We start from the raw sequence: 16,401 nt of genomic DNA, 5'->3' as shown, positions 1-16,401 counted from the left end.
CAGGGAGGGAGCAGACAGATGAGATTCTTCTTCAGCACAGCCGTAATCATAATGGCATTCGCAGTATTAGTTGGATGTGCCCATAAGGGCGGCCTTCCTATAGCACAGGCGGAAGAGCTTCGTACACCAGCATACGATCAGCAGGCGAGGAATCAGAACGCAGCCCAGGCGAACAGGCAATTGTATAAGGGAATCTATGATATCCGCACGGTTAGCGAGGTGCGGATTCAAGATTCTGGACAGATCAGCTGGCAAGAGAAAGGGGTATCGTTATTTGCTGCGATGGTTCAGACGGATCAGAAGGGAGCAGCTTCAGAGATTGGTGCTATAACGGTGTCTAAGGGAGACCACCGCTACCCTATCCAAGTGGATCAAAGGCACACCGCAATCTCTGCGGTCTCTTTATCAGCAGATCAACAATATTTAGCCATACACCTCAAGCATAGTAATGGACATCGATTGGTTATTGTAAATATGAAAACGGGCGGATATTATCCGCTCAATGATTATTTAAGCAGAAATGGCAGGGGAACGGTAGATACTATCCACGCCTATCAATGGGCCCCGGGTGGGAACCAGTTGGCTCTGGCGTATGGAGACAATACCCGCAGCAGTGTGGCACTCTACCAGACGGATCAAAAGATGCTGCTGGATATTCCGACTTCTGTCGTATATGAGGACACACTCGTGGTCGTGTGGCATAAGAATGGCAAGGAGTTCGATTTTGTAAGCGCGGGCGAAGAAAATGTCTATGTGCTTCACCGGTATACAAGGTCTAAGAACCAGGTACGCAAGGTAAAAGAGATCGGCGGACAAGAGGTGGCAATCCTTCAGGCAATCAATCCCACTTACGCAAAATAAACAGAAACAAGAAGCATCTGAACTAAGGTCAGATGCTTCTTGTTTCTGTCAGGAATTAGTGGACAAGTAGATCGCTGCCGCTGTAAAGCTTAATACTGTGGCAGCGATATAAATCCATGATAACCGTCTCCAATTCCCTTTTGTCCGTCTGTCATATTCTGGATTGCTAACCTTGTTGGCTGCGGAATGGCCAATCACAAGCGTACTGACACCGCCAATTACCGCAACCAGAATAATAAGGATATAAGGAACAAGTTCCATTCGCGCCATCCCCCTATGTCTGTAAGTTGTTCTTGATATAGATAAGAATTGTATGGATTACTGTTATTATAAGCTGTTAAAGGGAATGTCGCAGCATGTATGGGCAAAGTTGTTTTAGAACAGGTGGAGGTTGTAAAGAAATGAAAGATTCTAGTTTTCTGAGTAAAGTGATACGATGGGAGAAAGAACTCACTCCAAAACTGCGTGAACTGGAAACGCCGTCTGGGCTTTTTTTGAAATTAGATTACGAAGGGACAAACGGCTATTTTTGCACCCCTGTGGATGCTGTTAATTTTGCAAATACAGGTGCGGACGGGGTTCATTATGCATTTCTGACTGACTTTGGCCGATACGACAACTTGGATGAATGCTTAATTATTCGTGTATCACCTATGAATCCAACCGCGATTCAGGTAGTGGCAAGAAATATTAAGGATTTCTTTTCTCTTCAGTTGTGTGGAAATGCAGACCTGCTCTTTAATGACTTTCTGAGTGAGGAAGCCTATGTAGAGTTTTTGGAAGAACAGGAAAAGGACACGACAAGTGTTTATTTTGATTATAAAAGTTGGAAGGCAGAACAAGAAATAGCAGCTGAATCGGCACAATCCTCACTTAATCTTCGGCCAATTAAGAATGCATATACATATATTCAGGAACTTCGGGCAGAACGTAGAAGAGAGATCGTGCTAGAAACACAAGATGGTCTGGGTATAATGCCAATATCGAGCAATCGTCGTGATAGTTATAGAAAGCATCCTTGGTGGAAGCAGGATATCATCCCTTGTAGGGATTATGAGATACTCAAGAACTTCCTTGAGACGGAGCAGCTCGAAACTATCTTGGCTTTTGTAAGAGATTATCAGAATCAGGCAATCTGGGATACACCTTCACTTAATCTAATATGCGATAAACTTGAAGAATTAGGTTATTTCTCGGAAGCGTTGCGCCTGCAGAATATATTGTAGGTCCAGAATTTATTATGGAGGTGGTACAATGATCTACATAGCTTTATTGCGGGGGATTAACGTGGGGGGTAACAACAAGATCAAGATGGCTGATCTGAGAACAGCCCTTGAGAACAGAGGTCTGAAGCGGGTCAAGACATATATTCAAAGCGGGAATGTTCTGTTTGAGTCAGAGAAAGATGAAGCTTCGCTTGCAATAGAGATCGAAGATGAGATCTATACCACTTTCGGGATTAGACTCAAAGTCATGCTGCGGACTTCGCAGGAACTGGAGGATCTAATCGTTCATTCGCCGTTCGCACATCGTGAACTAAGTGATGGAGAAAGTCTATATGTATCCCTGCTCGGAGAGCCGTTGTCTGAAGAGGGACTACAGAAGCTTGAACAATGTGAGAAGGCTAATGATGAGTTCGCGGTGGTGGGTAGAGAGGTGTACTTCCTCTTCCGCCGCAGTATCCTGGATTCCAAGCTAGGAGATGCACTTGTGAAAACCAAGATTCCGTCCACCTCCCGTAACTGGAATACCATTAACAAACTGCATGCGCTGGCCGTTGAAATGAAGCAGCAGGTCTGAGCCCTGACCGGCTCAGACCGACCTAAACCAGCCGAGCCTAACCAAGACCAACCAAGACCAACCAAGACCAACCAAGACCAACCAAGACCAACCAAGACCAACCAAGACCAACCCTGCTTACCATACAGAACACAACTCAGTTCCCCTTGCTCGATCGAATATCCAGGCAAAAAGGAGCTGTCCCAGGTTCAACATTGGGACAGCTCCTTACGTTTATACAACCATTTCTGCTTTCTCTCTGCACGCATCGGAGCAGTAATGCTCATGCTTCTCTTCACACTCAGGGCAGCTGATATGCTGGAGGTTGCAGACAGGGCAGTTCACATAATGATCGTTGGCTGTTCCGCAGTGATAGCATTCTCCGACCACGATATCTTCATCGGTATGGTTAATGGGGATGGAGATCCGCTCATCGAACACGTAACACTTGCCGTCGAACAGCCGGCCTTGTACTTCAGGATCCTTGCTGTAAGTCACAATACCGCCTTCCAACTGGGCGACGTCCTTGAAGCCCTCTGTAAGCAAATAGCCAGACAGCTTCTCGCAGCGGATACCACCTGTACAGTAGGTCAGGATGGTCTTGTCTTTGTACTCGCTCAAATTCTCCTTGATCCATTCCGGGAATTCGCGGAATGACTCCACTTCAGGCCGGATCGCGCCTCTGAAATGGCCGATATCATACTCATAATCGGTTCTGCCGTCGATCACAATGACATCATCACGCTCCAGCGTATCGTGCCATTCCTTGGGCGACAGTCTTTTACCACTGATCTTGTTCGGATCAAGCTCTCTGTCGTCAACCCGGAAGGTAACGAGCTCCTGCCGATGGCGTACAAACAGCTTTTTGAAGGCGTGTCCTTCAGATTCATCAATCTTGAACACAATATCCTCGAACAAAGGATTAGCGCGCAGATCAGCCATGTATTTCTCGGTCTGTTCCACAGTGCCGGATAAAGTACCGTTGATGCCTTCTTTGGCGATCAGGATACGGCCTTTTATACCTAAGTCCTTACAATATTGAAGGTGTTCAGCAGTAAAAGCTTCCGGATCCTCTATATTAACAAATTTATAAAATAATAGAATCTGGTATGGACTGGACAATGCAATCACCCTAACTATTGGAAATATATAAATACCTCTGTGTATGGAGTTCAGCCCAATTTCATAGGGTTCATCCATATTTCTATGGAAGCACCCCAATCCAAGGGGTTCATCCATATTTCTATGGAAGCACCCCAATTTAAGGGGTTCATCCATATTATCAAGGTAAATTTAAATTTTATACCCATTTCAAGGATTCGTCAATTTAGGATCTCTGGCTGCCTTACCAGAATCCGTTGGTTGAAGATCTGCATGTGGCTGCATCCGACAGCGAGCTCTGGCAGGATTCATTCTGGAACCTGGTCATGTATCGAATTCCCGCCCCGGTAAGGTATGCATCTAACCTGATTAGCAGGCCGCTGCTTAAGGGTAATACGAAGTAATCTACCCGCACGGGGAATTGACCAAATGGAGGGCTCAAGATGCAAACGGTATGGAAAGGTGCAGTCAGCTTCGGTCTCGTCAATGTCCCGGTCAAAATGTTCACCGCGACTCATGACAACGATATTCCAATGAAAATGCTGCATAAGGAATTTAATGTTCCTATCCAGTATCACCGCACATGCCCAAAATGTGAAGAGAATGTGGGCTGGAACGAAATCGTCAAGGGTTACGAATATGAACCGGGACATTTTGTGACTTTTGAGAAAAAAGAGCTGGAGAAGCTTGCTTCGGAGACATCACGTGAAATCCGGATTCTCGACTTTGTTGACCTCTCCGAGATCGACCCGATTTATTTCCAGAAGACGTATTATCTAGCTCCGGAGGAGAGCGGCGAGCACGCATATAATCTGCTGGTGGAGGCGCTTCTCGATACAAAGAAAATCGGTATCGCGAATGTCAGCATCCGTTCCAAGAGCAGTCTGGCTGCCGTGCGGATTGTGGACGGGGTCCTCTCCATGTCAACGATGTATTATGCTGAAGAAATTCGTCCGAAGGAACAGATTCCTAACCTGCCGAAGCAGACGAAGGTAGATGAACGGGAGCTGGAAATGGCCCGAATGCTGATTGACCAGCTCGCCGCACCATTCGAACCGGGCAAGTACGAAGATGAATATCGGGAGCGCTTAATGGATGCGATCGAGGATAAGGTGGAAGGCAAAGAAGTGAAAGTTGCTCCAGAAGAGAAGAAGACGAATGTCATCGATCTGATGGATGCACTGAAAGCGAGTCTCAAGATGAGCAAGGAAGCAGTAGGAGCCAAGGAAGGGGGGAACGGGGAAGAATCAGAGAACACACCTGTAAGCAAGCCGACAGCAAAGCGTTCAGCCAAAACAGGTTCCAAGCCCGCTTCAAAATCCAAGAGCAAAGCAACAGCTCGCAGCACATCTTCAAGATCTGCCGCCAAATCACCATCCGCTGGCAAGACAACAGCCAAGCCACGGCGAAGAAAGACGGGCTCATAAGCAATGCGTCTTTTCACGCCAATGTCACCCATACTTACAGATGAGCATCCTTACGGTGAAGAGTGGGTCTACCAGTTGAAATGGGACGGCTTCCGGATAATCGCTTGGGTTCACGAAGGTACAGTTGAGCTGTATTCCAAGAAAATGCTGCTGAGGAACAACAGCTACCCGGATCTGGTTCAGGCCCTCTCCCAGTATTCAGGGACCTTCCTGCTGGATGGGGAGGCCGTTATTCTTGATGGGGCTACCGGCCAGCCCAACTTTCAGCTTATGCAGCAGCGGGACAAGCTAACGGATGCTTCCCTGATTAGTAGAGCAGCAACCCGGAACCCGGTGCAGTACATCATGTTCGATCTCCTGCGCCTTGGAGATCTGGACCTTCGCGGCCTGGCCTATGAGGAGAGAAGAGCGCAGCTGCAGAGGCTGACAGAAGCATGGGAACCGCCCCTGTATCTAGCTGATGAATTCGAGGATGGCGATGCCATTTGGAGCTGGGTAGTTCAGCAAGGCTGGGAAGGAATGGTGTGCAAGACACGCTGGGGCAAATACAGCGAAGGCAAGGATCACCAAGATTGGTTCAAGCGGAAGACGATCCTTCATTTCGATGTGGATATCGTAGGCGTAATCTGGAAGAGTGGGCGAATCTCCAGTCTGGTGATGCGTAGAGGAGAGCAATATTTCGGGCGGATCTCCTCAGGACTGAACGAGCGGGTGAAGACGAGGCTGAGACAGCTCCGTGCCCATTCGCAGCAGGAAGATTATTTCTGTGAGCTTCCGGAAGGGCTGAGAAATGCCGATGTCAGGTGGCTTGATATTCCGCTGGAAGCCAGAGTAAGCGGCAGGGAGACCACCGCTCAGGGACTTCTTCGGCATCCAAGGTTAATAGATTTAGGGGGAATTCCTTTATGAGCAGCGGGAACACAGCAATCTTCGAGGTGGAAGGATACGAGCTGGAGCTGTCACACCCGGATAAGATGCTCTGGCCGGAGCTTGGCATTAACAAAGCTATGTATTTGCAAAAGCTGATTATGCTGGCGCCCTATCTCCTACCTTACTGCGAGAACAGGTATCTTACTACCATCCGGTATCCGAATGGGGTGGGAGGCAAGTCCTTTTACCAGAAAAATGCTCCCAATCCGCTTCCAGAATTCGTTCATACCGCTGTAAGAGACGGCGTGAACTATATTAATCTGAATTCTCTTCCAACGTTGTTGTGGCTTGGCAATTTGGCTGCACTTGAATTTCATCCATCCTTCGAGTATATCGGGGGCGTGGAGCCTGCGGAATGGGTACTTGATATCGATCCAAGTGAAGAGCTGGCGCCAAGAGTGATGGAAGCCGCAGCATTAATCGGTGAGGCGCTGGAGTCGATGGATATTGAGTCTGTGCCCAAGACCAGCGGAGCTACAGGAGTACAGATTATCATTCCCGTGAAGCGGGGTTATACGTTTGGTGAGCTGCGCAAGGTGGGGCGATTTCTCGCGAAATTCCTAACAGAGAAGTATCCTGATCTGTTCACCATTGAGAGGATGATCAAGGAGCGGCGGAACAAAATCTACATTGATTATGTTCAGCATGCCGCAGGCAAGAGCTTGTCAGCGCCTTATACGCCGAGAGCCGGGGTGCATGCTGCCGTGTCCACCCCTTTACTTTGGGAGGAGGTTCGGGCAGGTGTGGACCCTAAGGACTTTAACCTTCTGAATACGGAAGATCGTCTGAACAAATACGGCGATCTGATAGCCAAGACACCACAGCAGTCGCTGGATGCTGTGCTCGCTTTTGTGAAATAGAGAGTTTAACCGGGTAAATTGGATCTGTAATTCAACTATAGGGAGTGAAGACGAATGTCGAAAACAAACGAATTTATTCATACTACGCCTAATCCGGATGGCGGTTGGGATAACCAGCAGGACGGGAACAAGATTAATCACCATAGAACCACGGCTGCTGCTGAAGACCAGGGCCGGGAAGAAGCGAAGAAGGAAGAGACGGAACATAAGATACACAACAAGGACGGCAAGATCTCCGAATCCAACAGCTATGGGAATGATCCGTTTCCCCCGCGGGGTTGAGATCTTGTGAGAACAACATGAATAGGAGTGGAGTGGAGATGGACCAGGCTAAATTCGAGGAAGCCCGCAAGGCTGAAGAGACTTATCATAGCAAGTTGTACAACGAGAAGGAAATTCTGGAACCAGGAACCTGGATGTCGGAGCCCATTCCCTTAGTTATGGAACTGCTGGATCGCCTGATGAGACATACGAAGAAGCTTAATATTATGGATCTCGGCAGCGGTGCTGGCCGGAATACGATTCCAGTAGCCCTTAAGCTTAAGGGATCCGGAAGCAGAGTGGCAGGTATCGATCTGCTTGACGAGGCTGTGGATAAGCTTCGAGAGAACGCGACACAGTATGACGTTGAGGAGCTTGTTGATGCGAGGAAGGGCGATGCCGAGCATACCGATTTTGGTAATGAAGAATATGACTATATAATTGCTTGCGGCTGTCTGGAGCATGTCTCTTCTGAAGAAGCCCTCATCCAGGTTCTGGAGCGGATGAAGCAGGGGACACGTCTTGGCGGAATCCACTGTATCGGGATGAATACCAATGTACAGGAGGTTGAGATGAACTCGGGCAAAGAGCTTGAGACACTGATAGAGCTCAATTTGTCATCAACCCGAGCAGTTCAGATCCTTGAACAGGTGTATGATGGCTGGAATGTGCTGGAGCAGACGTCCGTTCTGCAGTCAATAGAAGAGGACAAGTATGAGGAGCCTACGGAGTTTCGGGCACAGTCTATTTCTTTTGCTGTCCAGAGAATTAAGTAGAATAGATATCTCATATTATACTACTTCCAACGCGGGCTGTTCTAACAAGTCATTCCATGACTTAGAGGGACAGCCCGTTCCTGTTAGCCATGGACGTGATGGTCCAGGTCCAAATAGACATTGCAAGTTATTTCAGTTATCATCAGACCAAGATAGGGGGCTGGTTCTGATGGATGCACTGAAGGACTTGTATTCAAGAGATTTCTTTGATCAATTCGTATGTATTGTAAAGGAAGCCTATTCGTTGTTCGATGAACAGACCTTCCTTAACCTCATCTATGATGACGCTTGGGAAGACCGGGAGCTTAAGCAGCGGATCCGTCACATAGCAGCCACGTTGACGCGAACTCTGCCGGATCGTTATGGGGATGCGATTGGCATTCTGACCGAGATTGCGCCGAAGTGCAAGGGGTTTGAATATTTATTCTTCCCGGATTTTGTTGAGTTGAATGGTCTTGAGCATTACGATATCTCAATTCGCGCTCTGGAGCATTTCACATCCTCTTCCAGCTCGGAATTCGCGGTGAGACCGTTCATCATTCAAGACCCTGAGCGGATGATGCAGCAAATGCTGAAATGGTCTTCGAGTGACAGTGAGCATGTCCGCAGGCTTGCTTCAGAAGGATGCAGACCGAGGTTGCCTTGGGGCATCAGCTTGACCTTATTCAAGCAAGATCCTCAGCCCATTCTGCCGATCCTTGAAGCATTGAAGGAGGATACTTCCGAATATGTCCGCAAGAGTGTGGCGAATAATCTCAATGACATTTCGAAGGATCATCCAGAGCTTGTACTTGATATTGCAAAAGAGTGGAACGGACACAACCCGAATACAGACTGGATTGTCAGGCACGGCTTGCGGACTCTGATCAAGAGAGGTAACCCGCAGGCACTTGCACTGTTCGGCTTGGGAGATTGTTCAGCCCTGGAGGTTCAAGTACTCACCGTGATTAATCCAAGCGTTATCGTCGGCGATTACCTGCACTTCTCCTTCGATATTCTCAACCAGTCGGACGAGCCTAGGAAGGTACGCATCGAATATGAGATCGGATACATGAGAAGCAATGGACAGCTGTCATTGAAGCGGTTCAAGCTGTCCGAGAGGTTGTATAACCCGGGTGTCACTACTATAGTGAAAAAGCAATCCTTCAAGCCGATTACCACGCGCAAGTACTACCCGGGAATGCATCGGCTGGGTATTATTGTGAACGGACAGGAAATGGCGACCGTTCCATTTGAGCTTATGGACAGACCTTAGCTGGAGCTAAGGTCTGTTTGGTGTCCGCTCAGCGATTTCTTGTATCAAATCCTGAATAACCTTAATGACGAGTCCAGGTTCATCATGAATGATGTAATGCCCACTGTTCCTGGCAATGATTAACTTGCTGTCTGTAGATAGCCTCAGCATCTCCCTTTGGCCTTCTTGCCAAATTTCTTCAATACGCTTACCGGCTTCTGCAGAGAGTCCGGATCGGGCATTCTCAGGCGGAATAAGTCCACGGGCAATAACCCGTATGGGTAGAGCGCCTAATTGATGCCCGCGCACCAGGTTAGCTAATTGAGGTACGGATTCCCCCTCTTCCTCAACAGCATCGAAGTATTTGGGCTGGGCAATGACATTGATGAATTCAGGGCGGTCACTCTCCTTAACAAGGCCCTCTAACAGACTGTCCTGGAAGATGCGCATAATTCCAGACTGCTTCAATAGCTTAGAGACAAAGGCAGAAGGGGTAGGCTTCTGAAAATGTTCCTCGGCCAAGATGGGAGCGGTTCTTGTATCATCATCTTCAGGCTTGGCATCAACAAGTACCAGACCGGCAACCTCTTCCGTATAGGTCTGTGCGAACAGCCTGGAATACACCCCTCCAAGAGAATGACCCACAAGCAGATAGGGCCCCTGAATACCCTCATTCTTCAGCGCAGTATGCAGCTCGCGGACAATATTGGGCCCCGTTCGCGGTGTCGTTGCTTGCTCACTCCAAGCGAAGCCTCCCCGGTCATAGCTGACCACTGTGGCAGATTTGGCCAGCTCCTTCGGGATGTCCTTCCAGGAGAGACTTGTCTCTCCAGACGCAGCCTCAAGGAGAATGGTGGGGGATCCACTGCCGATTTTGTTGATATGCAGCTTGTAGCCTCCCGCATCTATCAGCCTTCCGGGCGGTGGATAATCCGCCTTCGCTTGCCTTGATGCATACCACTCATATCCGAATCCGGAGCTGACCAGCAGTAGCAGGACAGCAGACAAGAGGAGGAATGTTCTCCTCCATCGGAACTTTTTAGATGCCTTTACGGGTGTATCAGGTTGATTCAAGTGATTGGATATCATAACAACCTCCTTTATAGTACATCGTACTAAAAAGAATATAACACGTTGTATTAAATAAGACAAAAACTTATAATGAACTTATGCCAAAAATTGTAGATCATGATAAACAAAGACAACGGGTTGCCGATGCGGCAATTCAGGTTATTCGGAGGTCCGGATTAGAGCAAGCGAGTGTGCGCAACATCGCGGCGGAAGCAGGCTTATCCGTTGGGTCAATGAGACATTATTTCTCTACTCAGGCAGAGCTTTTTGCCTTCTGTATGAACATTTTTCGTGAACGGATCGAGAAGCGCATTGAGCGGATGACATTTAACGGGCCCATAACTCAGGAATTGAAGCAGCTCATTTTGCAATTTCTACCCCTTGATGATGAGAGAACGATAGAAATGGAGGTTTGGTTCTCGTTTAACGCGAAGGCCTTGATTCACCCAGAACTCAGAACATTAAGCAATGAAATGCATGATGGCCTGTACAGGACATCTAAATTTGTCATTGATACCTTAGTAGAACGCGGGCTCGCCAGCTCTAATCTGGAGCCTGAGATTGAGACCGAGAAGCTGTATGCTTTGATTGATGGACTGGCAATTCATCAGATCATGCAGCCAGGCAGGCTGGAAGCGAAGCGAATAGAGTTCATGATTGATGACCATCTGAGTATGCTGTGCAGAAATGAATGAGTCAAAATATTAAACTTTTTTGATTATATGAACGTTTGTACTATAGATAACTAATCTAGAGGAGATCATATGAAAAAGTTGATAGCTATATTTGTCCCTATTGTTCTGTATTTCCTGTCTGCCTGGATTACAACAGAAAATAAGAACGTTACTGTTATGCGCAGTTCTGGTATGGATTATTATGTAAATTTTGATCTTTTATATGAAAAATACACGTTCTATTCGGATCCTGGAAAGGTTGCTTATGAGGACATGGTGCTGAATCTGGATCGGATTTTTGTACTATGCGTTATTGTCTTATTTATTGTAATTAAACTGATCAAGCTCACTTCGTCCAACCCGCGTAAGTGAGCACAATCAGATAAAGGGAGAGGCATAGGCATGACGAGGAGAAAGCGAAAGCTTATTGTGGGTACCGGTTTGCTTATAGTATTGGTTATGATCTTCTTCTTTTATTTAACAACCTTAGGCGGTCAGCTCATAAATAATACAAGGCTTGAAGGCTTCGCTGCACGGGTGGGTATTCCTGTGCATGAAGAATCCCCACCGCTCCCCAGGGTAACTTCACGGACATCCCCGATCAAAGTGACGCAAAGTAGTTATTGCTGGGGTAAGTTAGGCTGTGCTGACTATGTAGGAGGAAGAACCCTGTTGGAAGGTGAGAAACCAACTGTTGTGGGCGCCGGAGAAAGAGTATATATTTCCTACGACTACAAGCCTGCTCCGAAGGTGTTGAACCTTCATCAGTTAAAGGATAACGATACACCAGTCCCCGTGCTCTTGAAGGAAGGATATTTTAGTGCACCTTTAGAAAAAGGGACTTATTACTACCACGTTTCGGCGGTATGGGCATCTGGTGTTGGAGACTATTCAAGTGGTGATACTTCATCGGTTTTTGTTATCGAAGTGAATTAATGGACGGGGGAGAGATTAATTTCTGTTTCATATACATTAAGTATAAGTATGCTAACGGTATACTGACGATCTTGAACCCATTGTCTATAAATGCCGCCATTCTCCTCAACAATTCTTTTGATATTTTTAATCCCGATCCCCTTGATTTGTCTATTTTTGCGAGTTCCCAGCTCCGTAGGATCGAACATATTCGTAATTTCGATAAGCAGGTTATTATCAAATTGTTTGATAAGAAGTGAAATCTCTTTCTCTTGAGGGTTAGAGAGACGTAAGACTGCGTTTAAGGCATTATCTATTAAATTACCTAGCACTACAGCGATAATATCCGTATCTAAGGTTATTTTGTCCGAGAGAAAAGATTTGACGTTAAAAGTTACGCCGTGGCTCTCGGCAATCGACTTCTTCTCATTAAGAAGGTAGTTCAGCACATAATTATTTGTGAAAAAATAATCAAGATGTTCGACTTTTTGCATCGAACTCTCTAGATATTTCTCAGCCCCAGCAACATCCCCCTTATTTAACATCCCCATTAGAACGATGTACTGATTGTTCAGGTCATGTTTCATTGCATAGAGTTTAGCTTGAGAATGCTTAAGCTGCTTGAAGAACCTCAACTCCGCCTCGTAGGCAATTTTTTGCGTGGTGGCTCTCTCAAGCTGCTTGTAATAGTTACCGAGGGATCTGTAGAAATATAGGATGCAAATATTCATATAAATAACACAAGCCGCAATCAATACTAAAGTAGATTTTGGATTGTTAATAAAGGTGCTCTCAGATAATACAACCGTACCCGAACCAAGAATCAATACCAAAATTAGGGACGCGAGTGTCATTTGAAGATATACATTTGTTGGTTTCTTTCTTGAATCTTGTTTATTCATCATATGAAGTCCCTTAGTTTCATTAAAATTTGTGTTCGGGCATGGTCAATGTATTTACGACTTATGGGTATTTCCACAGTGTCCTTCCCACTTAAGCGGGCAATAATGGTATTATGGCTGATCTGCTTCACATGTCTAATATTAACGATATATGAGGTGTGAACCTGCACAAAATGCTCATTAATCTTGGATAAAAGGGTTTTTGTCGGAAGTATCGTCTCATAGGTTCCCGAGGGTGTATGAATAAGCACACTTCGTTTATTTTTCTCAAAGTAAATAATTTCACTAAAAGATAAGCTGTAAAAAACCTTGTTGAAGGTGAACATGAATTTGGAAGAATCCAAATCCAGATATTTAATCGCGCGATCCAGGGCTGGATACAAGGAGGCTTTGGTTACTGGCTTCAAAATGTAATCAAACGTGTTAACCTTAAAAGCCTTCTCCATATACTCTTTGAAGCTCGTGATGAAGATAATTGGACAAGAAGTGTTATGCCGTCTGATGGTCTCCGCAATCTCTATTCCGGATAAATCGGGAAACTCAATATCCAAGACAAACAAATCATATGTATGTGCTTCAAGATATTCAATCAGTCGGAATGGACTGTAGAATATATCAATCTCAAATAGCGAAGAGTCATAGTCTAACATTAAATCTTCGATCGTTTTTGCTAGATCAGGTACATCATCACAAATAGCAACTCTAATAACCACCGATTCGCTCCCCCCTGTTATTTATGGAAACCCCTTACAATCATTATAAAAGATACCGGTCCCCGTATCCATTTATTAACTTCTAACACATCATTTCCAATTGTTACATGTAGGTTGTTGTTTGTTACGTGAAAGAAAAACTGCGTGGCAGTGGATGTATGATTAGAACTGAATTTAGTAATGTATGGAGGGATATTTAAATCGATGGATACTACGGGCCATATTGTTATATCGAATTTATCCAAACGGCAAGGAGGCAGAGATATCCTTAACGAGGTGTCTTTTGTAGCTAGGCCAGGGAGAATCACGGCTTTTCTTGGACCCAATGGTGCAGGTAAAAGTTCAACTCTTCGTATTTTATTAGGACTAGATCGTTCAATTGGAACGGCAACCTTCGGCGGGCGTAATTATGTATCTTTTGCTGCTCCTTTGAAGGTAGTAGGAGCCACATTTGACGGAATAGGAGGGAATCCATCCAGGAGAGTGGAGACCCATCTGAAAATCATAGCACAAAGCAACAACATCTCTATCCGGCGTGTATCTGAGGTACTGAGTGTAGTTGGTCTGTCAAATAGAAACAAAGCGAAGCTAGGAACTTTATCAGTGGGTGAGGGACAACGCCTCGGACTTGCTGCGGCTTTATTGGGAGACCCTCAATATCTTGTTCTTGATGAACCGACTAATGGACTTGACCCAACAGGAATTCGCTGGTTCAGAACATTTATTCGTCAGCAATCAGACATGGGCAAGACTATATTGTTGTCATCACATATTCTATCTGAAGTTGAGGCCGTGGCAGACGATGTAATTATTATTAATGATGGACGAATAATAGCAGCTGGTGAACTCCAGCATGTTATGAGCAATCTGGAATCACTGGAAGATGTGTTCTTTTCTCTAACAGAAGGAGGGAGAGGCGATGGGGGGATTTTCTAGAGTCATTCGTTTTGAGCTGAAAAAGATCTATTCCAGCAATGCGTGGTGGATCATGTGTGCTTTAGTTATTGTCGTTCAACCCTTGCTAGCTCTTATAGCAGCAAAAAGCTATCTTCAGATTGGGTTAGACGCGACACCAGAGCTTCACCCTAATCTAGAGCAAGCTCTACCCCCTTTAGACTACTTCGGTTTTGATATGGTGGCATTTGGAATATTGCCGATGGTTGTATTTGGAGGTATTACGGGGGCAAGTGAATATAAGCATCACCAACTGCGGACTACTTTGTTGTGTCAAAGCAGTCGTATTAAGGTGTTAGGCGCGAAAATAATCGCCATTATCATAAGTACGGCGGTCATGTCATTTTTGGCTATTTATGCCTCAATTTCGATCACGCATCTGGCTTTTGGGGAGCTGGGATTGCATCCATTATATTTAAGTTCAATTGCTTGGCAGTTTATCGGCTTCTCTGTACTGGACTGGATTGTATTGACCTTACTTTCGTGTGGGATCGGAATACTCTTTAGAAATGCGGTTATTCCGTTGGCCTTTTTGGTTCCGCAAATTTATAATCTCGGTAATTATTTGGCACAAAGGTGGGAGTGGGGGGAGTATCTACCGGTGGCAGCAGGCAACCTTCTCTTTGCATCACCAACAGACGCATATGAACACGATCCAATAAAAGGTGGTACCGTACTATTCATATGGTTGATAATTGTATTCATTGCTTGTTATTACACTTTTACTCGTAGAGATGTAGGAGGAAGATATTGATGTATGCGGCGCTCGGGAGTGAGAGAACCAAATTTTTCTCTTATGGCTGGTGTGTGCTAGGAACAATTGGAGCAGTTATTTTACCGTTAATCTACTTAATAACCTTGGATGCTCCCAGGTCAGTGGACGAGCAGAAGATCATTTCCCTCTTCATGCAAGCCCTCTATTTAGGTCATCCGGGCATCATTGTTGCCAGTGCAGCGTATTTCGGACAAGAATATTCTCATTCCAGTCTCAGAACAACACTTCTCACGCAACCATCAAGGCTGCAACTATTAGGTGTGAAGTTGGCTAACCTTTGGATTCATGTGCTGCTCATGGGGATCGTCTGCTGTGTGCTTGCTTTAATATTCCTTATGTTACAACATAATATGGAATGGACAGATTCCCTCATGCTCCGGTTGCTCGAAAATGCTTCTGTTGCCATACTGAGTTGGATTCAATTAGCTTGGATTACCTCAGCGTTATCAATTATGACTAAATCGCTTATAACACCTATTGCGATTATGCTTCCGCTTGTGCTGGGACTTAGCCAGATGTTGTTAGCTATTTCTCATTTAGCCAAGTTTTTACCAACCCTCGCTACAATGAATCTTTTTTCTATACCATCAGTAAATATCTATTTGGACAAATGGTCCGGGCTAACGACTCAAGTATCATGGGCAGTAGTATTGCTAACGATTTCTGCTTGGTTGTTCTCTTGTCGCAGTGTACGTTAGCTAGCCGGGCAGCGGGGCAAGGGAACTCTGTCGGTAAATGCATACAGCCCTTCCGATTCCTATGGGGAAGCGAAAGGGCTGTATGGTGCTGTCTCGTTAATCATAACGAGAGCATCTATGCCTCAATTAAAGATTGCAATAAGTCGATTTTGCTTGGATTATTTAGTGTCTATCTGGCGTGCGGACCACATGGTCATCGTGATGGCGTCTTTTCAGACCAGCCAATCCGGCTAGACCAAGCAGACCAAGCAGACCCCAATTCCCGTTATCATCATCATTATCGGTAGACTGCGTCTGAGTAGTAGTTGCACCCGTGTCGGTAGTTGCATTCGTATCTTCGGTTTCGGCGAAGGCAGAAGTTGCTCCCAAGCTGGAAACGATGAGTACGGTCAAAAACATAGTCTTTACTTTTTTCATGATGATCAGCTCCTCGGTGTTAGTGTGAAGTCTGTTCATTATCTAACCTATCT

Annotated in this window: 22 protein-coding genes; 16 read left to right on the top strand and 6 right to left on the bottom strand. The window is 45.8% G+C overall.

Annotated features, from left to right (window positions below):
• Positions 1–18: 18 nt before the first annotated feature.
• Positions 19–861 carry a hypothetical protein gene (locus tag LDO05_RS10785; protein ID WP_251375409.1) on the top strand — a complete coding sequence of 281 codons (843 nt, stop codon included), beginning with the start codon at positions 19–21 and terminating at the stop codon, positions 859–861.
• A gap of 48 nt (positions 862–909) precedes the next feature.
• Here the strand turns inward: LDO05_RS10785 and LDO05_RS10780 are convergent, their stop codons facing one another.
• Positions 910–1,122, bottom strand: coding sequence for a hypothetical protein (locus LDO05_RS10780; RefSeq protein ID WP_251375408.1), 213 nt, complete (start codon positions 1,120–1,122; stop codon positions 910–912).
• Between the two features lie 140 nt (positions 1,123–1,262).
• Between LDO05_RS10780 and LDO05_RS10775 the strand changes: the two genes are divergently transcribed.
• Together LDO05_RS10775 and LDO05_RS10770 are read left to right on the top strand one after the other, a co-directional pair.
• Complete coding sequence (locus tag LDO05_RS10775) at positions 1,263–2,087, top strand: hypothetical protein (protein WP_251375407.1); 825 nt, start codon at positions 1,263–1,265, stop codon at positions 2,085–2,087.
• A 28-nt stretch (positions 2,088–2,115) separates the two neighbouring features.
• On the top strand, positions 2,116–2,661 hold the full coding sequence (locus LDO05_RS10770) for a DUF1697 domain-containing protein (RefSeq protein WP_251375406.1): 546 nt from the start codon (positions 2,116–2,118) through the stop codon (positions 2,659–2,661).
• Between the two features lie 213 nt (positions 2,662–2,874).
• Here the strand turns inward: LDO05_RS10770 and trhO are convergent, their stop codons facing one another.
• On the bottom strand, positions 2,875–3,768 hold the full coding sequence (gene trhO / locus LDO05_RS10765) for an oxygen-dependent tRNA uridine(34) hydroxylase TrhO (RefSeq protein WP_481857057.1): 894 nt from the start codon (positions 3,766–3,768) through the stop codon (positions 2,875–2,877).
• 230 nt (positions 3,769–3,998) lie between these two features.
• Here trhO and LDO05_RS10760 point away from each other — a divergent pair, with 230 nt between their 5' ends.
• The 7 genes from LDO05_RS10760 (at position 3,999) to LDO05_RS10730 (ending at position 9,250) form a co-directional block, all read left to right on the top strand.
• Positions 3,999–4,145 (top strand): hypothetical protein, encoded by a 147-nt coding sequence (locus LDO05_RS10760; RefSeq protein WP_251375404.1) that lies wholly within the window; start codon positions 3,999–4,001, stop codon positions 4,143–4,145.
• Positions 4,146–4,184: 39 nt separating this feature from the next.
• Positions 4,185–5,168, top strand: coding sequence for a non-homologous end joining protein Ku (gene ku, locus LDO05_RS10755; RefSeq protein ID WP_251375403.1), 984 nt, complete (start codon positions 4,185–4,187; stop codon positions 5,166–5,168).
• 21 nt (positions 5,169–5,189) lie between these two features.
• Positions 5,190–6,077 carry an ATP-dependent DNA ligase gene (locus LDO05_RS10750; RefSeq protein WP_251375402.1) on the top strand — a complete coding sequence of 296 codons (888 nt, stop codon included), beginning with the start codon at positions 5,190–5,192 and terminating at the stop codon, positions 6,075–6,077.
• On the top strand, positions 6,074–6,958 hold the full coding sequence (ligD, locus tag LDO05_RS10745) for a non-homologous end-joining DNA ligase (RefSeq protein WP_251375401.1): 885 nt from the start codon (positions 6,074–6,076) through the stop codon (positions 6,956–6,958). Before LDO05_RS10750 ends, ligD begins: the two co-directional genes overlap by 4 nt.
• Before the next feature lie 54 nt (positions 6,959–7,012).
• Positions 7,013–7,240, top strand: a complete 228-nt coding sequence (locus tag LDO05_RS10740) for a DUF2188 domain-containing protein (protein ID WP_251375400.1) — start codon at positions 7,013–7,015, stop codon at positions 7,238–7,240.
• A gap of 38 nt (positions 7,241–7,278) precedes the next feature.
• Positions 7,279–7,995, top strand: coding sequence for a class I SAM-dependent methyltransferase (locus tag LDO05_RS10735; protein WP_251375399.1), 717 nt, complete (start codon positions 7,279–7,281; stop codon positions 7,993–7,995).
• Positions 7,996–8,164: 169 nt separating this feature from the next.
• Positions 8,165–9,250: a DNA alkylation repair protein gene (locus LDO05_RS10730; RefSeq protein ID WP_251375398.1), complete on the top strand. Its 1,086-nt coding sequence runs from the start codon at positions 8,165–8,167 to the stop codon at positions 9,248–9,250.
• A 6-nt stretch (positions 9,251–9,256) separates the two neighbouring features.
• Here the strand turns inward: LDO05_RS10730 and LDO05_RS10725 are convergent, their stop codons facing one another.
• Entirely contained in the window at positions 9,257–10,318 is a 1,062-nt protein-coding gene (locus tag LDO05_RS10725) for an alpha/beta fold hydrolase (RefSeq protein ID WP_481856983.1), read from the bottom strand.
• 80 nt (positions 10,319–10,398) lie between these two features.
• On the opposite strand from LDO05_RS10725, the gene LDO05_RS10720 reads away from it, so the two are divergent.
• The 3 genes from LDO05_RS10720 to LDO05_RS10710 all read left to right on the top strand — a co-directional run bounded on the left by LDO05_RS10720 (position 10,399) and on the right by LDO05_RS10710 (position 11,910).
• Complete coding sequence (locus LDO05_RS10720) at positions 10,399–10,995, top strand: TetR/AcrR family transcriptional regulator (protein WP_251375396.1); 597 nt, start codon at positions 10,399–10,401, stop codon at positions 10,993–10,995.
• 69 nt (positions 10,996–11,064) lie between these two features.
• Positions 11,065–11,346 (top strand): hypothetical protein, encoded by a 282-nt coding sequence (locus tag LDO05_RS10715; RefSeq protein ID WP_251375395.1) that lies wholly within the window; start codon positions 11,065–11,067, stop codon positions 11,344–11,346.
• 30 nt (positions 11,347–11,376) lie between these two features.
• Positions 11,377–11,910, top strand: a complete 534-nt coding sequence (locus tag LDO05_RS10710; protein WP_251375394.1) for a hypothetical protein — start codon at positions 11,377–11,379, stop codon at positions 11,908–11,910.
• Here LDO05_RS10710 and LDO05_RS10705 read toward each other — a convergent pair.
• Entirely contained in the window at positions 11,907–12,794 is an 888-nt protein-coding gene (locus LDO05_RS10705) for a sensor histidine kinase (RefSeq protein ID WP_251375393.1), read from the bottom strand. The two genes, LDO05_RS10710 and LDO05_RS10705, sit on opposite strands and share 4 nt — an antisense overlap.
• Entirely contained in the window at positions 12,791–13,504 is a 714-nt protein-coding gene (locus tag LDO05_RS10700; protein ID WP_251375392.1) for a LytR/AlgR family response regulator transcription factor, read from the bottom strand. Before LDO05_RS10700 ends, LDO05_RS10705 begins: the two co-directional genes overlap by 4 nt.
• A gap of 204 nt (positions 13,505–13,708) precedes the next feature.
• On the opposite strand from LDO05_RS10700, the gene LDO05_RS10695 reads away from it, so the two are divergent.
• Genes LDO05_RS10695 through LDO05_RS10685 form a run of 3 tightly spaced genes read left to right on the top strand, consistent with a single transcriptional unit; the run spans position 13,709 to position 15,931 of the window.
• Positions 13,709–14,440, top strand: coding sequence for an ABC transporter ATP-binding protein (locus tag LDO05_RS10695; protein WP_251375391.1), 732 nt, complete (start codon positions 13,709–13,711; stop codon positions 14,438–14,440).
• Entirely contained in the window at positions 14,424–15,212 is a 789-nt protein-coding gene (locus LDO05_RS10690) for an ABC transporter permease (protein ID WP_251375390.1), read from the top strand. The genes LDO05_RS10695 and LDO05_RS10690 overlap by 17 nt, the downstream gene beginning before the upstream one ends.
• On the top strand, positions 15,212–15,931 hold the full coding sequence (locus tag LDO05_RS10685) for an ABC transporter permease (RefSeq protein WP_251375389.1): 720 nt from the start codon (positions 15,212–15,214) through the stop codon (positions 15,929–15,931). The genes LDO05_RS10690 and LDO05_RS10685 overlap by 1 nt, the downstream gene beginning before the upstream one ends.
• Positions 15,932–16,093: 162 nt before the next feature.
• Here LDO05_RS10685 and LDO05_RS10680 read toward each other — a convergent pair whose 3' ends face one another.
• Positions 16,094–16,348, bottom strand: coding sequence for a WGxxGxxG family protein (locus tag LDO05_RS10680; RefSeq protein ID WP_251375388.1), 255 nt, complete (start codon positions 16,346–16,348; stop codon positions 16,094–16,096).
• Positions 16,349–16,401: the final 53 nt, after the last annotated feature.

This window comes from Paenibacillus sp. YPG26, assembly GCF_023704175.1.
Taxonomy (GTDB): domain Bacteria; phylum Bacillota; class Bacilli; order Paenibacillales; family Paenibacillaceae; genus Fontibacillus.
This window is presented reverse-complemented; position numbering and strand designations above follow the sequence as displayed.

Bases quoted from the DNA above. Each gene is read 5' to 3' on its own strand.
- LDO05_RS10775 (WP_251375407.1), top strand. From the start codon at position 1,263: ATGAAAGATTCTAGTTTTCTGAGTAAAGTGATACGATGGGAGAAAGAA.
- LDO05_RS10710 (WP_251375394.1), top strand. From the start codon at position 11,377: ATGACGAGGAGAAAGCGAAAGCTTATTGTGGGTACCGGTTTGCTTATA.
- LDO05_RS10685 (WP_251375389.1), top strand. From the start codon at position 15,212: ATGTATGCGGCGCTCGGGAGTGAGAGAACCAAATTTTTCTCTTATGGC.
- LDO05_RS10695 (WP_251375391.1), top strand. From the start codon at position 13,709: ATGGATACTACGGGCCATATTGTTATATCGAATTTATCCAAACGGCAA.
- LDO05_RS10785 (WP_251375409.1), top strand. From the start codon at position 19: ATGAGATTCTTCTTCAGCACAGCCGTAATCATAATGGCATTCGCAGTA.
- LDO05_RS10740 (WP_251375400.1), top strand. From the start codon at position 7,013: ATGTCGAAAACAAACGAATTTATTCATACTACGCCTAATCCGGATGGC.
- ku (WP_251375403.1), top strand. From the start codon at position 4,185: ATGCAAACGGTATGGAAAGGTGCAGTCAGCTTCGGTCTCGTCAATGTC.
- ligD (WP_251375401.1), top strand. From the start codon at position 6,074: ATGAGCAGCGGGAACACAGCAATCTTCGAGGTGGAAGGATACGAGCTG.
- LDO05_RS10690 (WP_251375390.1), top strand. From the start codon at position 14,424: ATGGGGGGATTTTCTAGAGTCATTCGTTTTGAGCTGAAAAAGATCTAT.
- LDO05_RS10705 (WP_251375393.1), bottom strand. From the start codon at position 12,794: ATGATGAATAAACAAGATTCAAGAAAGAAACCAACAAATGTATATCTT.
- LDO05_RS10780 (WP_251375408.1), bottom strand. From the start codon at position 1,122: ATGGAACTTGTTCCTTATATCCTTATTATTCTGGTTGCGGTAATTGGC.
- LDO05_RS10725 (WP_481856983.1), bottom strand. From the start codon at position 10,318: ATGATATCCAATCACTTGAATCAACCTGATACACCCGTAAAGGCATCT.
- LDO05_RS10680 (WP_251375388.1), bottom strand. From the start codon at position 16,348: ATGAAAAAAGTAAAGACTATGTTTTTGACCGTACTCATCGTTTCCAGC.
- LDO05_RS10735 (WP_251375399.1), top strand. From the start codon at position 7,279: ATGGACCAGGCTAAATTCGAGGAAGCCCGCAAGGCTGAAGAGACTTAT.
- LDO05_RS10720 (WP_251375396.1), top strand. From the start codon at position 10,399: ATGCCAAAAATTGTAGATCATGATAAACAAAGACAACGGGTTGCCGAT.
- LDO05_RS10770 (WP_251375406.1), top strand. From the start codon at position 2,116: ATGATCTACATAGCTTTATTGCGGGGGATTAACGTGGGGGGTAACAAC.
- LDO05_RS10730 (WP_251375398.1), top strand. From the start codon at position 8,165: ATGGATGCACTGAAGGACTTGTATTCAAGAGATTTCTTTGATCAATTC.
- LDO05_RS10715 (WP_251375395.1), top strand. From the start codon at position 11,065: ATGAAAAAGTTGATAGCTATATTTGTCCCTATTGTTCTGTATTTCCTG.
- LDO05_RS10750 (WP_251375402.1), top strand. From the start codon at position 5,190: ATGTCACCCATACTTACAGATGAGCATCCTTACGGTGAAGAGTGGGTC.